We start from the raw sequence: 15502 nt of genomic DNA, 5'->3' as shown, positions 1-15502 counted from the left end.
CGGCACGGCCCGCGATGCGCTCACGCCGCTCGAGCGCGGCGCGCTGCCAGCGCTTATGCTGTTGCCCAGCAGAGATCACGGCAAGCGCAAACCCGACACCATCCGGTGGGATCATCCACCTTGAGTTCTCCTCGGCGCGCTCCGCCCACTTCGGCCGTATCAGACCAAAGATTATGGCCCCCAACGCGATACCAACCGCAACGAACAATATTTTTGGATTGGTGTCCCCTTCGACATAGGCGGCGGCACCAATGCCAATAGTGATGCAAGCAAGAGGAAGGCATACAGCGGCAACTTTTCTAGCAAGAGCCATTTATGGTCCTTTCTCTCGCGCGTGTGCTCCAGCATGCTCCGAGGTCGGTCGTGCTGGCAGACAATGCGTAAGGTACGACAGGATCCTTGAAATATCCTTGGCGAGCTCCTTGCTGTCGGCGCCTCAGGCCGCAGGGCACCTGTGGACAAACCCCCCGGTAATCTGACCCCGTGGACTTTGCGTCGGCATATCTAGAGCAGACCCGCGCTTTCGGCGACCTGATCCGCGACGCAGATCCGTCGACGCCGGTCCCGACGTGCCCCGGCTGGACACTTGAGCAACTGTTCCGCCACGTCGGGCGCGGTGACCGTTGGGCGGCGCAGATTGTCCGCGAGAAGCGCGACCAATTCCTCGATTTCCGCAGCGTCGAAGGCGGCAAGCCGCCGCCGGACCGCGCCGACGCGATCTCCTGGCTGCACGGCGGCGCACAGCGACTGATCGATGCCGTCGAGCAGGTGGGTGTGGAAACGCCGGTGTGGACCTTTCTCGGGCCGCGCCCGGCGAACTGGTGGATCCGCCGCCGGCTGCACGAGGCGGCCGTGCACCGCGCCGACGCCGCGATCGCGGTCGGCAGCGACTTCGCCCTCGATCCCGACATCGCCGCTGACGGGATCACCGAATGGCTTGAGCGCGTTGCGATTCAGGCCGGACGCGACGGGGCGCCGCTGCCGCTCGGCGACGATGACACCATCCACCTGCACGCCACCGATCCTGATCTCGGTGAGCCGGGTGAATGGACGATCAGTGTCGCCGACGGCGCGATCAGCTGGGTACATGAACACGGCAAAGGCACCGTGGCACTGCGCGGCGGCGCCGCCGAGCTGCTGCTGGCACTGTTGCGCCGTGTCTCGATCGCCGACAGCGGCATCCAGATGTTCGGCGACGACGTCGTCTGGCAGAACTGGCTGGACCGCACGCCGCTATAGGCCGGACACGGTAATTTGCAGACCATGACCACATCGGAGATCGCCACCGTTCTGGCGTGGCACGACGCGCTCAACGCCTCTGACCTGGACACCTTGGTGGCGCTGTCCAGCGACGACATTGACATCGGCGATGCGCGCGGGGCCGCGCAGGGCCACCAGGCGCTGCGCAGGTGGGCCGCTTCGCTCAATACGACGGCGGAGCTCGGCCGGATGTTCGTACATGACGGCGTGGTCGTCGTCGAACAGCAGATCAGCAGCCGGGACGACCCCGATGCCGTCACAACCGCGGCGTCAGCTTTCCGGGTGGTACGCGACCACGTCACCGCCGTCTTCCGTCATGACGACCTGGCGGCGGCGCTGTCGGCCACCGAACTCACTGAGGCGGATCTGGTCAATTGAGGCCGACCGAGCAGTAGGGAGCCACACATGCGCGGAATCATCCTGGCCGGCGGCTCGGGCACCCGCCTGTACCCGATAACCATGGGAATCAGCAAGCAATTGCTGCCGGTTTACGACAAACCGATGGTCTACTATCCGCTTTCCACGTTGATGATGGCCGGCATCCGCGACATTCTGGTGATCACCACGGTCCATGACGCGCCCGGCTTTCAGCGGCTTCTGGGCGATGGCAAGCAATTCGGGGTCAACATCAGCTACGCGACCCAGGATCAACCCGAAGGTCTGGCGCAGGCGTTCGTCCTCGGCGCCAACCATATCGGCACCGATTCAGTGGCATTGGTGTTGGGAGACAACATCTTCTACGGCCCCAGCCTGGGAACCAGTCTGAAACGCTTTCAATCCATCAGTGGCGGAGCCATTTTCGCCTATTGGGTGGCCGACCCGTCCGCCTATGGGGTCGTCGAGTTCAGCCCCGACGGCACAGCGCTGTCGCTGGAGGAGAAACCCGCTACTCCGAAGTCCAACTACGCGGTGCCGGGCTTGTACTTCTACGACAACGACGTGATCGAGATTGCCCGCGGCTTAAGCAAATCGGCGCGAGGCGAGTACGAGATCACCGAGGTCAACCAGATCTACCTGAACAGGGGCCGGCTGAAGGTCGAGGTGCTGGCCCGTGGTACGGCGTGGCTGGACACCGGAACGTTTGATTCACTGCTGGACGCCAGCGACTACGTCCGCACTTTAGAACGTCGGCAGGGCTTGAAGGTCAGCGTTCCCGAAGAGGTGGCGTGGCGGCTTGGTTGGATCGACGACGAGCAGCTGTCGCGGCGCGCGCACAGCCTGATCAAGTCCGGCTACGGTCGCTACCTGCTGCAGTTGTTGGAACGGAGCTGATTTCGCCTCGTAGTGCTTTGGGTGTGAACACACGGCTTTGCGTGTGACGCCAAGGCGAGGAAATCGGCTTTGTCCCGCCCGCGATTCACCGCGAAAGCCCAGGCTTCACAGCCAAAGTGCACGATTCACGCCGAAAGCCCGCGACGACGAATTCGCCGCGGTCACCTTGACATGAGGCGATAAGCGAACACTTCGCGCTCACATCACAGCGACAAATTGCTTGGCGGACAACGTTTGTCGCTCAGAGTCGACAACAACCGGGTATCTTGCGCTCAGCCAACGGGTCCGGCCGAGTCACCAAACGGCCCTACTGCCGGTAGCTGGTTAAAAAGTTCCCAAGCCGATCGATGGCGGCCGCGAGATCGCGCGACCACGGCAGGGTGACGATGCGGAGGTGATCTGGTTCCGGCCAATTGAATCCGGTGCCCTGAGTGACCAGGATCTTCTCCGACAAGAGCAGCTCGAGGACGAGCTGCTCGTCGTCGACGATGTCGTACACCTCGGGGTCCAGCCGGGGGAATGCGTACAACGCGCCTTCGGGCTTGACGCATGACACTCCGGGGATCTCGTTGAGCTTGGTCCAGGCCACGTCGCGCTGTTCTAGCAGCCGGCCGCCCGGAAGCACTAGATCTTCGATGCTCTGGTGGCCTCCGAGCGCTACCTGAATCGCATGCTGCGCAGGGACATTCGGGCACAGCCGCATGTTGGCCAGCAGGTTGATGCCTTCGATGAAGCTGCTGGCGTGGTCCTGGGGGCCGGTGATCGCCAGCCAGCCGGCCCGATAGCCGGCGACCCGGTAGGCCTTCGACAGCCCGTTGAAGGTCAGGCACAGCATGTCGGGAGCCAGGGTGGCAACGCTGATGTGCTCGGCGTCGTCGTAAAGGATCTTGTCGTAGATCTCGTCGGCGAGCAGCAGCAGTTGATGCTTGCGGGCCAGATCGACCAGCTGGCACAGTATTTCGCGGCTGTACACCGCGCCGGTGGGATTGTTCGGGTTGATCACGACCAGCGCCTTGGTGCGCTCGGTGATCTTCGATTCCAGGTCTGCGATATCGGGCTGCCAGCCCTGGGTCTCGTCGCACAGGTAATGCACTGGCGTGCCGCCCGCGAGTGAGGTCGACGCCGTCCACAGCGGATAGTCCGGCGACGGGATCAACACTTGATCGCCGTTGTCGAGCAGCGCTTGCAACGTCATCGTGATCAGCTCGGAGACCCCGTTGCCCAGATAGACATCGTCGACATCGAAACGGGGGAAGCCTTCGACGAGTTCGTAACGGGTTACCACTGCGCGCCGGGCCGGCAGAATTCCCTGGGAGTCGGAGTACCCCTGGGCGTTGGGCAGCGCCTGGATCATGTCGCGCATGATCACGTCGGGCGCCTCGAAGCCGAATGGTGCCGGGTTGCCGATATTGAGCTTGAGGATGCGGTGTCCCTCGGCTTCCAGCCGCGCGGCATGCGCGTGCACCGGACCGCGAATTTCGTACAGAACGTCCTGCAGCTTGGACGACTGCGCGAAGGCGCGCTGCCGATGATGACCGGCATGCAAGGGCAGCTGGTGAGTACTCACGTCACCCATGGTGCCATCGCTGTCCAGCGATATTTGCTGATAGGTGCCAAGTCGTGATCAGCGCTTGCCCGGTGGACGGGCCCCGCGTGCGATGCCCAGTCCCTTGACCGGCGCAGCCGGCGGCGCCGATTCGCCGTCGCTTTCCGACGACGGCTCAGGTTCCGCCTTCGCTTCGGGAGCCGGCTCAGCGGGTTTGACTTCGGCCGCCGGCTCGGCCGTTTCAGCCGGTTCAGCCGGCTTGGCCGGTGCCGCAGCCGCCTGCGCCTTGGGCGCTGCTTTGTTGGCTCCCGGGCGCTTGGCGCCGGCGGCGATGCCCAGTCCTTTAACGGGCGCGGCGGGCGCGGCGGGTTTGGCCTGCTCAGCGGCGGCCTCGGGTGCCTCAGAGGCCTCAGGCTCAGCGGAAACCTCGGTTGCCTTGGCCGTCTCATCCGCTGCTTTTGCGGCCGCCGGAGCGGCGGCCTTTTTGGCACCTGGTCGCTTGGCGCCTGCCGCCAGGCCCAGCCCCTTGGCGGGTGCGGCGGCTGCGGCAGCTTCGGGGGCCTTGGTGGCTTCCGCTGCGGGAGCCGCGGCTTTCTTGGCGCCGGGTTTCTTAGCCCCGGGTTTCTTGGCCCCACCGGCGATACCCAGGCCTTTAGCAGGCGCGGCAGGTGCCGCTGCGGCGGGCTTTTCGGCGGGTTGCGCTGGCGCCTCCGCTGGTTCCTCGGCGGGTGCCTCAGCCGGTGCGGCCGGCGCCGCAGCCTTGGGTTCGGTTTTCTCAACCTTCGCAGTCCGCTCGGAGGCTTCCTTGGCGGCCGTGCCCTTCTCCGGCAGTTTCACCTGGTCGCGGTCGAGAGACCCGAGCAGCACCTGAGCCACGTCGAGCACCTCGACGCCGCTGCGGCCCGCCTCTTCGGCCCGGTCGTTCACACCGTCGGTGACCATTACCCGGCAGAACGGACAGGCGGTGGCGATGGTGGAGGCTCCGGTTGCCAGCGCTTCGTCCACACGTTCGTGGTTGATCCGCTTGCCGATGTGCTCTTCCATCCACATCCGGGCGCCGCCGGCCCCGCAGCAGAAGCTGCGGTCGGCGTGGCGCGGCATTTCGGTCAGGTTCGCCCCCGCGACGCCGATCAGCTCGCGTGGCGCCTCGTAGACCTTGTTGTGGCGGCCCAGGTAGCACGGGTCGTGGTAGGTGATGTCCTGGCTGACCGGGGTGACCGGGACCAGCTTCCTGTCGCGGATCAGCCGGTTGAGCAGCTGGGTGTGGTGCAACACGGTGAAGTTGGCGCCCAGTTGGCGGTATTCCTTGCCGATCGTGTTGAAGCAGTGCGGGCAGGTGACGACGATCTTGCGGTCGACGGTCTCCACCCCCTCGAACACCCCGTCCAGGGTTTCGACGGCCTGCTGGGCGAGTTGCTGGAACAGGAACTCGTTGCCGGACCGGCGTGCCGAGTCGCCGTTGCAAGTTTCCCCGTCGCCGAGCACCAGGTACTTCACCCCGGCGATGGCGAGCAGTTCCGCGACGGCCTTGGTTGTTTTCTTGGCTTTGTCGTCGTAAGCGCCCGCGCAACCCACCCAGAACAGGTACTCGTAGCCGTCGAAGCTGTCGACATCCTGGCCGTAGACCGGGACGTCGAAGTCGACCTCGTCGATCCAGTTCGTCCGGTCGGAGGCGTTCTGACCCCACGGGTTGGCTTTGTTCTCCAGGTTCTTGAACAGCACCGACAGCTCGGACGGGAATTCCGACTCCATCATCACCTGGTAGCGGCGCATATCGACGATGTGGTCGACGTGCTCGATGTCCACCGGACACTGCTCCACGCACGCCCCGCAGGTGACGCATGACCACAACACGTCGGGATCGATCACCCCGCCCTGTTCGGCCGTGCCGACCAACGGGCGGCTGGCCTGCTCCGGCCCGGAGCCGAGTACGCGGCCGAAACCCGACTCCGGGACGTGATGCTCTTCGGCGTGCTTTTCACCGCGCAACTCTTCACCGAGTCCGCCCGCCGGAGTGCTTTCGAGCGGAGTCTCCTTCTCGCCAAGGATGTAGGGCGCCTTGGCCATCCAATGGTCGCGCAGGTCCATGATGACGAGCTTGGGCGACAAGGGCTTTCCGGTATTCCAGGCCGGGCATTGCGACTGGCAGCGCCCGCATTCGGTGCAGGTGGCGAAGTCGAGCATGCCCTTCCAGGTGAAGTCCTCGATCTTGCCGCGGCCGAATTCGGCATCGTCGGGCGGGTTTTCGAAGTCGATCGGCTTAGCTTCACCATCGACCACCGCCTCGACCGGCAGCAGCGGGCCCAGCCCGTCGGGCAGCCGTTTGAAGATGACGTTGATCGGCGCCAGGAAAATGTGCAGATGCTTGGAGTGCAACACAATTAGCAGGAAGGCCAGCATGACGCCGATGTGCAGCATCAGCGCGACGGTCTCGACGATCTCGTTGGTGTGTGGACCCAGCCCGGCCATCAGGTTGGCCATGGTGTGGGTGAAGAAGGCGCCGTTGCCGTAAGGGAATTTATCGCCGAGGGCGTTCGCCGAGGCCCCGCGGAAGATGGCGTAGGTCCAGATGACGTTGAAGATCATGAACAGAATCAGCCACGCGCCGCCGGTATGTGAACCGTAGAAGCGGGATTGGCGGCCGTATTCCTTTGGCTCGGTGCGCATTCGGATAATCGCGAAGGTGACGATGCCGGTCAGCACGGCCAGCGCGAAGAAGTCCTGCAAAAAGCCCAGCGCGTTCAGGTGGCCGATGACGGGGATGGCGAAGTCCGGCTTGAACACCACGCCGTAGGCCTCGATGTAAACCGTAAGCAGGATGAAGAAGCCCCACATGGTGAAGAAGTGCGCCAAACCGGGCAGCGACCATTTCAGCAGCTTGCGCTGGCCGAACACCTCGGAAGTCTCGGCCCAGATGCGGGCCGCCAGATCGTTGGTGCGCCCCGGAGCCGGCTGGCCGGACGTGACCAGCTGGTACAACCACCAGACGCGCTTCAGCGCCAACAAGCCCACGATGGCGGTCATGCCCAGGCCCAGGATCAATCTGATGTCCGTCTGCGTCACGAAAGGTCACCCCAGTACACAGTTATTCCGGCGTCGCTACGCCGTACCGATCAGTGCGCGTGATCGCGCCTTTGCTGGCTGCTTAACCTGCTCATAGTGACATCTTTGGGGTTTTCAGCGCGAGAAAGGCTGCCCTAAGTTGCGCAGTTCGCAGCGGATCCTCAGTGTCCCAACAGCTCCATCAGCTGCACTTGGATCTCACCGACGACGCCGCCGAGGACGGCTCCGACCGCGATCATCAACGGCTCGTCGTCCTTGAACACCGGCCGCAGGATCGATTCGTATTCCTCCGGAGAGAGCTGGCTCATCTTGTCGACGATGGTCTCTTCCAGATCGATCACACTCGTCGCGTAGTGCTGCGCCTCGAGCAGCGTCGACGGCAGGCGCTCCAAGACCAGGTTCACCACCCTGTCCTTGAGTTCGCGGTAGCGCTGCGTGCCGACGGCAAGCACGACGAGCGGCCGGGCGACACCGCTCTGCGCGTCGATTGCCTCGTCGACTTCCTTCGCGACGAACGCGAACAGTTTGTCCGAGCCGGGACCTTTCAATACGCCGTCGAGAAGGATCTCGGGTGCGAACAGGTCGTCGGCCAAGATCTTGGCGTAGTCGCGAGTGATCTTCTCGCGCTGGGCGTGCAATAGGCCCTGAAACGAAAACAGGCCAAGGATTTTCGTCTCCTGCATGGGCCGGAACAGCATGTTGAGCGCGATGTAGTCGCTGATGAAGCCGACCGTGAAACCGAACGCCGGCATGATCCACGGATTCTTGAACAGCGCCCACGCGAACATCTGCACGAGGCCGATGCCCAGACCGAAGTAGATCCCGCTGCGCCGCACGAACGCCATCGCGTCGTTGGTCACCCCGCGCATCAGCTTGACGAGCTTCTCTTTGTTGCGCACCAGGGTGGTGACGGCAAGGAACTGCAGGTCGACGTACCGGGTCAGGTCTGACTTCATCTCGTTGAGCAAGTTCTCGGTGAGCCGGGGCGCCTGAGCCTGGATCCGGTCCTGGAGCGCTTTACGGCCGGCCTCGGGAATCGAATCCCACAGCCCGGGACGGATCTGCTCGGCGAGGTCGCGCGAGATGTCGTCGACGGCCTGAGCCAGCGGAGCACGCAGCGCCTCGACCGCGTCACTGGCGTCGATCCGGTTCAACAGCTCTTCGGGTTTGAGCAGGTTCGACGTCAGCAGGTCGATCGTTTTGGAACCGACCTTGCCGGCCCGCCGGGGCACGATTCCCTGCCAGCCGAACGGTCCGATGCCCTTGAATTCCAGTGGCCGGTAGACCATTTCCAGCGCGACGATCTTGGTACTCCACCCGACAAAGGCGGCCACCAACGGCATCGACAGATAGATGGCCCAATTGACGCTGACGTCGTGTCTGATCTCACCCCAGGTCTGCAACGCGACCACAGCGGTGGTCATCGTCCCTCCTGTTGCATCGTGGCGTCCCACAACGCGTGGCCCAGGGGGGACAACGTCAACGTGAGTTTGTCGACCTTCGCGGCCAACGGCCCACGGGAGGCGTCTTCGATAGCTCGCAAGATCGAGGGCTCGGCCGTCAGGATCTCGTAGTCGTCCTTGAGGTCCGGGTCCTCCGGGCCGATTTCGACCAGACCGAGCGACAGCAGATGGCTGACGTACGCCGGGACCATTTCGGGTAAGGCCACATTCGCGTTGCGGCCGACCAGCGATGCGTTTTCCAGCACAGCCCGCCCCGGGGTGCGGCGACGTGTCCAGTCGTAGACATTCATCGCCGCTGAGGCGGAACCGTCGGACAGCGCACCGATGATTCGCGCCTCATCCGCGACGAGTTGGTCGAGTATGTGGTGGAAGAGCTCCGCCTGGCTGCCTTGAGTGCTCTGGTCGAGCGCCCGGTCGAGCAACCCGCGCATCTTGGTGCCAAGTGACTCCGACGGCGGGGCTTCCCGCTCCGCGGTCAGCGCCGGCGGCTGCTCGTCGGGCTCGTTCTCCAACAGGTTCAGCAGCTGTTGCTGGGTCCGGATCGTGGTGCGAAGCCAGAACTGCGCCACGCCGGATGCGAGTCCTACCAGTGCGCGTGGCTCCAGAGAAATTCCCACGGATGCACGGTAAGCGCGCTGGTCCGCGCTCAGTTCTCCGGGTCCCGCATGGCGCGGATCAGTACCCCCACGGAGGTGTTGGTGTGACGCGCGTCGGTGGGGCGCGCGTGATCGTCGCCGTTCCGTGTGGCGTGGTCGTTTGCGGCGAGGGGGTCGTCACCGTCGGGTAGGTACTAGTACTCGGGGCGGTCGTGGTCGGCCAAGTTGTGGTCGTCCCAGTCGTGCTCGGAAGACTGGTCGTGCTCGGCAGGGTTGTCGTGGTCGGAAGGCTCGTCGTGGTGGCCCAGGTCGTGGTCGGCGAATTGCTCATGGTGGGGGGTGGCTCCGACGAGGGGGACGACGGGATCGCCGAACCGGTCTCGGACGGCAGCGGGGATACCGGCTGGATCGCCGACGATTCAACCGGCGGTTTAATATTCCTCGGGATATTGGCCGGACTGGGCACCCTGGCCAGCTCGAACGCCGCGAACACGACGCCTCCGAGGAGCAGCACCGCAGCGACGCCGGCAACGCCCAAAAGCAATGTCGGACGCGTATACCAGGAGTGCACTGCTTCGGGTTCGACTGCCGGCTCGACAGCGGGCTCAGCGGCAGGGCTTTCGGGTTTTACTTCGTGGTCATCGGTAAACGGAACCGGCTCGGGAGCCGAGCTGGCCTCCTGCGACCAGGCCAGGGCCCGGTGGGTCGCCGACTTGCCGTCGTCGACGGCCGCTTCGTTGGCGGCATGGATGGCCCATCCGGCGGGAGAGACATCGGTCGGTTGACCGACGGCCTGGCCGGCCTGGGTTTCGACCGCGCTGGCGTGGGCGACAGCGTGGACGGCCGGCGGGGCGCTGCCGGCCGATCGCTGCTCGCCCAGTACGGCCGCGCCGATCGCGGCGCTGGATGCGGGTTCGGGCGTGGTGAAGATGGGCACCCGCAGGCGCTCCGACAATCGCGAGGTGATGAGTGGGATGCAGGCGCCGCCGCCGACGGTCGCGACTGCGGCCAGGTTGGCTTTCGGAATTCTGTTGCGCTGCAACATCTGCTCGACATAATCGACGAATCGGTCTAGCGCACCGGAAATGATGTGCTCGAACTGGTTGCGGTACAGCCGAACATCTCGACCAAAACCGGGCATTTCGGCGGGGACGACGGTCATGGTGGCCACCGACAGCTGTTCCTTGGCGTGCCGGCATTCGTCGAGTCGACGGCTCACCGAGCCAATCGGGTGGGTGCTCGTGCAGTCGGCGTTGGCGGTATTGGCGGCGCCGGCGTGCAGGTGATTGAGGATGAGCTGGTCGATCCGGTCGCCGGAGAATTCGGTGTACCGGACGGGGAGCCGGGTCTCCGACCCGCTCGACGAATCCCTGCATCACCACGCCGATTTCGGACGGGTTGGGCTTGTCGTCCGGTATACCAAGTTCGCTGGGTCGATGGTCGAACAATGTCAACGCAGATTTGCGGGTTAGCGGTGCGCTACCCACGCGAGCCGCGACAAAGTTGGCGACTCCGATTGATAGCCCAAGTGATTCAGTGTGAAGCCCAGCGCTCACGTCAGTGGGGGTACCCGCGCCCCGCTCAAAATATCGGGCGGTATGCGGTGGGCCGCGTCAGCGACCTGTGGGTGTCAGCGTCCGAACGGCGGTGGACGTCGGCTGGGCGGCGTGGAGGCCGCCGTAGTCGACTGCTGCGTGGTGGTAGACGGTGCGGTGGTCGTCTGTGACGACGACGTCTGCGGGCTGGTTGTGGTAGTCGTCGTGGTCGACGGCTGGGTTGTTGTGGTGGTTGTTGTGGTCGAGGGCTGGGAGGTCGTCGTGCTGGCCGGAGCCTGCGTGGTGCCGCTCGGCGGCGGCGCTGGAATTACCGTCGTCGTGACGCTGCCGTTCGGCAGGGTTGTGCTCACGGTTCGCGACGTTTGCGAAGGCGTCGGTTCGTTTGGCGGATTGGTTTTGTGATTTCCCATGGTGAGTGCCAACACCACCGCCAGCAGCACGGCCGCAAGGGCAGCGGCCACGCTGACCACCAGCGCCGTGCGCTTGTACCACGGCAACGGTCCCGGTTCGGGGGCGCCGCGATCTTCGGCTGCGGTTTCGGGTCCCGTGGTTTCCAGCCCATAGCCGCCGCTGTGTTCGGGACCGGTGTAGGGGACCGGCTCTTGTCCCGTGGCCGAGTCCTGTGACCAGGCCAGGGCGTACGTGGGCTTGCCATCGCCGGCCTCTTGAGTGGGCGACGCGACCAGTTCGGTCGGAAGTTCAACCGCGGTGCCCGCGGCAGTAGCAGCGCCCGCCGACGATTGCCGCGCGCCGAGCACCACCGCGCCAGTCGCAGCGCTGAACATGGGCTCCGGTGCGGTGAGAATGGGAACGCGAAGGCGTTCTGAGAGTCGGGCGGTGACCAGTGGGATGGCGGCGCCGCCGCCGGCGGTTGCCACAGCGGCCAGGCTCGCGTGCGGAATCCCGTTGCGCTGCAACACCTCTGCGAGGGCCGTGACGAATTGGTCCAGCGGCGCGGAGATGAGTTGTTCGAGCTCGGTGCGGGTCAGCCGGAAATCGGCACCGGCACCCGTCGCGATGGTGGTCACCGTGGCCGCCGACAGTTGTTCCTTGCCGCGTTTGCATTCGCTGAGCAGGCGGGCCGGCGATGCCGTTCGCGCCGTGGCGGCGAGGTTGGTGCTGGTGGCGGCGTCTTGACCGCCGGACCGCACATAGTTGGCGACGAGTTGATCGATGCCGTCACCGGAGAAGTCGGTGTACCGGACAGACTGGCCGACCTGCTGGAGACTCGACTTGGCATTGGTCAAGGTGACGGTGGTGCCGCCGGCGCCGAAGTCGCACAGCGCGACGAAGCCGTCGCTCGGAAATCCCGGTTTGGCCTGCAGCGCCGCGAGTGCGGCCGCGGCGTCGGAGAACAAAACCGGAGCCACTCCCTGGGCGGCCAGGCTTGGTTGGGCGAAAAACTCGCTGCGCAGCGCATTGGCCTGGGCCTCAGACCAATACGCGGGGACGGCGATGCTGACCGGCGATCCATAGCCGACCGTGCGCGCCATCGCCTCGAGCGCTTCGACCATCAGCGCGTCGCTCAGGTACTTCGTGCCGTCCGCGGCCACCAGCGGGGCCCGGTCGCCGACCCGCTCGACGAAACCCCGCATCACCAGGCCGGGCTCGGTCAGGTTCGGGTTCTCTTCCGGCAGGCCGACTTCGCTTGCGCGACCGTCGAACAGCGTCAACACCGGGGTGCGCGTGACCGGAGCCCCACCTGCGCGGACCGCGACCAGGTTGGCCACCCCGATCGACAACCCGAGCGACTCGCTCATATCGCGTACTCCCGTGCTTGTTGCAGTGCCGGCGGTCGTCCAGCGGTGCTCACCATAGTGGGCGTCGGTCCTGCGTCGGCTGTCTTAATGCCACGGCAGACGTTTGCGTGGCGGTGGTTGCGGTGCTTCCGGCGGATCCTGCGAAAACGTCGCCGTGGTGGTGCCGGGTGTGGCCGGCGTGCTGGTAGTGGTAGGGGATGTCGTCGGGGTTGTGGTCGGTGCCGGCGACGTGGTCGGAGTGGTTGTCGCCGTGACGGTGGTGGGTGGCCTGGTTGGGGTGGTCGGTGTCGGCTCCGGGCCCTGCATGAGCTCAAGCACTCCGTAGACGATCAGCCCGATCAGCACCGCGATCAGTAGGCCCCATCCGACCAGCGCTATGGGTTTGCGCCAGCCAGGGACGGGTTCTGGTTCAGGCTGTCCGCCGCCATATCCGGGATCGCCATAGGCGGCGGGGTCGTTTGCGCCATACTCCGGCGGCTCGTTCCTTGCCACGGCCGCTGAGCGTATCGCCTACGGCTGTCGGCAGGTGATTGCGCACCGGCCGGTGGTCAAACCTTGACCTTGCCGCGACCGGGTTGTTAAGGGGCAGGCGGCAGCGTAATCGGGGTTGGCACTCCCGGAATGGTGATCACCGACGGCAGCGGCGGCAGATGCTTGTGTGGCTGCTTCGTGGGCCCCTGCGACGGCTGCTGGGACGGTTGCTGCGATGGTTGCTGCGAGGGCCGATGCGGTGGCGGGGGGGCTCCGCTGGGCGGCGGTGCCGCGGGGGTGGTGGTCGTGGACTCCGACGGCGTCGTTGACTCCGGGGTCGTCGTCGTGGCGCTAGTGGTGGCGGTGGTCGGCTCGGTGGTGGTGGTCGTGCTTGTCGTCGGGGTGTTGCTGGTGCCCTGGTCTCCGCCGAGCAGCTGGCTGGTGCCGTAGACGATCAGCGCGATCAGGACCAGAACCAGCAGCACCCACAGCCCCAGCACCAGCCATTTGCGGTACCACGGCGACGGCTTGGCATCCGGGTCCGACGGTTCTGGCGGCCGGTATTCGTCCCGCGGACCTGGTGGTGCCGGCGGCAGGTACTGGTCATACGGACCTGGTGCAGGCGGTGGAACGTTCGGTCCGGGCGGAGGCTGCTGACCGGGCGGGGGCTGCTGACCGGGCGGAGGTTGCTGACCGGGCGGGAATTGATCCCATGGCGTCTTTTGCGTCGGTTGCCGGTTGAAGTCATCGGGTGGGCCATAGTTTGCCACGGCACCGATGGTACTGACGTCACCTGTCGACCGCGCGTGGCCGACTCAGAAGGTGTCCACCTTTTGGAGGCTGACGAACATGCCGTGGCGGGTGTTGTTGTTCGTGAACCGGGTGCCATCGGTGGTGGCGTTGATCGTCCAGCCCTGCGCGTCGTAGGTCTTGTAGTCGATGGTGACGGTCGGGATGGCCCCGAGGTTGCCCAGGACCCACTGCACGGAGCCGTTGGCGTTGATGTTGACGCCGTTGGCGCGTTCGCCATCCTGCATCGGCGAGTTGGTGAACGCGGCTTCGCATCCGACGCTGTTCGAGTTGATCTGGCAGCGCGTCAAACCGGATTTGGTCTCGATGAAGACGTAGCCGTTCTGGTCGGGCTTGAGCGGGATGGCGCCGGCCGGAGCGGTCGGGCTTGTCGGTGCCGTCGGCGTGGTCGGCGTGGTCGGCGGCAGTGGAGCCGCAGTCGGCATCGCGGTGGCGGTCTCCCTGGGCGTGGGGAAGGACGGTTCGGTTGGCCCAGTGCCCGGCACGGCGACCGGCTTACCCTCGATCAGGGTGCTGCAGCCGGCCACCAGCGCGCTACTCAGCAGCAACGACCCTGCAGCCACACCCAACCGTGCTTTTGGCGATAAGAGCACGCGCTACTCCTGAGAAATCAGAGATATCGGAGTCAGATTACGGCCGCGGCGCGGCAAGTCGCGGCAGTGACGCGCGTTTGAAACCGCCCCGATGGCAAAGCGTTACCGCTGCCGGAACGGGCGCTGCCGCTTGCTCACGCTGCTGTAGCCGGCCGGCTCACAGCCCCAGCAGGTTCTCGGCGTTGCGATGGCTGATCCGGGCCCGGTCGTCCTGGCTGAGGGGCAGATTGTCGAGGAACGCGCGTGCGGCTTTCATCGAACCGAAGGGGTAGTCGGTTGAGAAAGCCACCCGGTCGACGCCGACTTGCGCTACCAGGTTGGCGTATGTCGCTTCGTCATTGAAGTTGGCGAAGGTGTAGTTGACGTTCTCCCGCAGGTAAGTGCTGACCGGATGCCGCAGTCCGGTCAGCTCGGGCGTCAGGGTCGTGTCGAACCGGGGCAGCATGAACGACGTCGCTTCACCCATGTGCCCGATGATGAGCTGCAATGTGGGGTGGCGGTCGAACACGCCGGCGAGAATCAGCCGCAGCACGTGCGTGGCGGTGTTGATGTGCCAGCCCCATCCCACGGTGGCCAGCGCGAAGGTGACGTCGGCGGCAAAACCGGCGTAGCAGGACTCGATGACGGCGGCCGGCGGAATCGTGGGGTGAAGGTAGATCGGAACTTTCAGCGTTGCCGCGCGACCGAGGATGGGTTCGAAGGAGGCGTCGTCCAAGTAGACGCCCTGACAGTGCCCGTTGATCACCGCGCCCCGAAATCCGTACTCGCGCAACGCCCGTTCCAGTTCTTCGGCCGCCGCCTCGGGTGCGCTCACCGGCAGCGTGGCGAAGCCCGCCAGCCGATCCGGATACCGGCCGACCGCCGCCGCGAGTTCGTCGTTGCACGCCCGTGCCAAGCGGGTGGCGGCGGGCCCGTCCAGCTGCTCGACGCCGGGAGCGGCCAGCGACAGCACCGCCAGGTCGATACCCGCGTCGTCCATCGCCGCGATACGGCCATCGCCCAGGTCGGAGATCGGCTCGACGATGCCCGCGCGGGCCTTGAGCCAACTGCCCGGCCCGTTCAGGAACCCTGTTGTCGCATAATGTTCTTCGAGCGCGATCGTTCGCATCCGA

Annotated in this window: 13 protein-coding genes and 2 pseudogenes; 3 read left to right on the top strand and 12 right to left on the bottom strand. The window is 65.3% G+C overall.

Annotation, left to right across the window (positions count from 1 at the left end; all coding sequences use genetic code 11):
* Positions 1-313, bottom strand: a 313-nt coding sequence (locus AC5Y21_RS12435; protein WP_499912644.1) for a hypothetical protein, incomplete at its 3' end; no start/stop codon positions are given.
* A gap of 170 nt (positions 314-483) precedes the next feature.
* Between AC5Y21_RS12435 and AC5Y21_RS12430 the strand changes: the two genes are divergently transcribed.
* From AC5Y21_RS12430 to rfbA, 3 genes are read left to right on the top strand one after another with little or no spacing between them, the layout of a single operon-like run.
* A complete protein-coding gene (locus tag AC5Y21_RS12430) occupies positions 484-1239 on the top strand; it encodes a maleylpyruvate isomerase family mycothiol-dependent enzyme (RefSeq protein WP_499912642.1) in 756 nt (251 codons plus the stop codon).
* Between the two features lie 24 nt (positions 1240-1263).
* Complete coding sequence (locus AC5Y21_RS12425; protein ID WP_499912640.1) at positions 1264-1638, top strand: nuclear transport factor 2 family protein; 375 nt, start codon at positions 1264-1266, stop codon at positions 1636-1638.
* Positions 1639-1665: 27 nt separating this feature from the next.
* The gene (gene rfbA, locus AC5Y21_RS12420) at positions 1666-2532 is read left to right on the top strand and encodes a glucose-1-phosphate thymidylyltransferase RfbA (RefSeq protein ID WP_499912638.1); all 867 of its coding nucleotides are present in this window, start codon (positions 1666-1668) and stop codon (positions 2530-2532) included.
* A 307-nt stretch (positions 2533-2839) separates the two neighbouring features.
* On the opposite strand, the gene AC5Y21_RS12415 is transcribed toward rfbA, so the two are convergent.
* From AC5Y21_RS12415 to AC5Y21_RS12365, 11 genes and pseudogenes are all read right to left on the bottom strand, one after another.
* Positions 2840-4126 carry a pyridoxal phosphate-dependent aminotransferase gene (locus AC5Y21_RS12415; protein WP_499912674.1) on the bottom strand — a complete coding sequence of 429 codons (1287 nt, stop codon included), beginning with the start codon at positions 4124-4126 and terminating at the stop codon, positions 2840-2842.
* Between the two features lie 30 nt (positions 4127-4156).
* Positions 4157-7102 carry a (Fe-S)-binding protein gene (locus AC5Y21_RS12410; RefSeq protein WP_499912672.1) on the bottom strand — a complete coding sequence of 982 codons (2946 nt, stop codon included), beginning with the start codon at positions 7100-7102 and terminating at the stop codon, positions 4157-4159.
* Between the two features lie 200 nt (positions 7103-7302).
* Positions 7303-8565 (bottom strand): DUF445 domain-containing protein, encoded by a 1263-nt coding sequence (locus AC5Y21_RS12405; protein ID WP_499912636.1) that lies wholly within the window; start codon positions 8563-8565, stop codon positions 7303-7305.
* Positions 8562-9221 carry an Abi-alpha family protein gene (locus AC5Y21_RS12400; RefSeq protein WP_499912634.1) on the bottom strand — a complete coding sequence of 220 codons (660 nt, stop codon included), beginning with the start codon at positions 9219-9221 and terminating at the stop codon, positions 8562-8564. Before AC5Y21_RS12400 ends, AC5Y21_RS12405 begins: the two co-directional genes overlap by 4 nt.
* 58 nt (positions 9222-9279) lie before the next feature.
* Positions 9280-10515 (bottom strand): annotated as a pseudogene (locus AC5Y21_RS12395) (Hsp70 family protein); the annotation flags it as partial.
* A 22-nt stretch (positions 10516-10537) separates the two neighbouring features.
* Positions 10538-10756 (bottom strand): annotated as a pseudogene (locus tag AC5Y21_RS12390) (Hsp70 family protein); the annotation flags it as partial.
* A gap of 74 nt (positions 10757-10830) precedes the next feature.
* Entirely contained in the window at positions 10831-12516 is a 1686-nt protein-coding gene (locus AC5Y21_RS12385; RefSeq protein WP_499912633.1) for an Hsp70 family protein, read from the bottom strand.
* Between the two features lie 84 nt (positions 12517-12600).
* Positions 12601-13008, bottom strand: a complete 408-nt coding sequence (locus tag AC5Y21_RS12380) for a hypothetical protein (RefSeq protein ID WP_499912631.1) — start codon at positions 13006-13008, stop codon at positions 12601-12603.
* An 86-nt stretch (positions 13009-13094) separates the two neighbouring features.
* Positions 13095-13757: a hypothetical protein gene (locus tag AC5Y21_RS12375; protein ID WP_499912629.1), complete on the bottom strand. Its 663-nt coding sequence runs from the start codon at positions 13755-13757 to the stop codon at positions 13095-13097.
* Between the two features lie 45 nt (positions 13758-13802).
* Positions 13803-14390, bottom strand: a complete 588-nt coding sequence (locus AC5Y21_RS12370) for a hypothetical protein (RefSeq protein ID WP_499912628.1) — start codon at positions 14388-14390, stop codon at positions 13803-13805.
* A gap of 157 nt (positions 14391-14547) precedes the next feature.
* Positions 14548-15498 (bottom strand): amidohydrolase family protein, encoded by a 951-nt coding sequence (locus tag AC5Y21_RS12365; protein ID WP_499912626.1) that lies wholly within the window; start codon positions 15496-15498, stop codon positions 14548-14550.
* Positions 15499-15502 lie beyond the last annotated feature (4 nt).

The sequence above is a fragment of the Mycobacterium sp. NGS41 genome (assembly GCF_059812725.1).
This window is presented reverse-complemented; position numbering and strand designations above follow the sequence as displayed.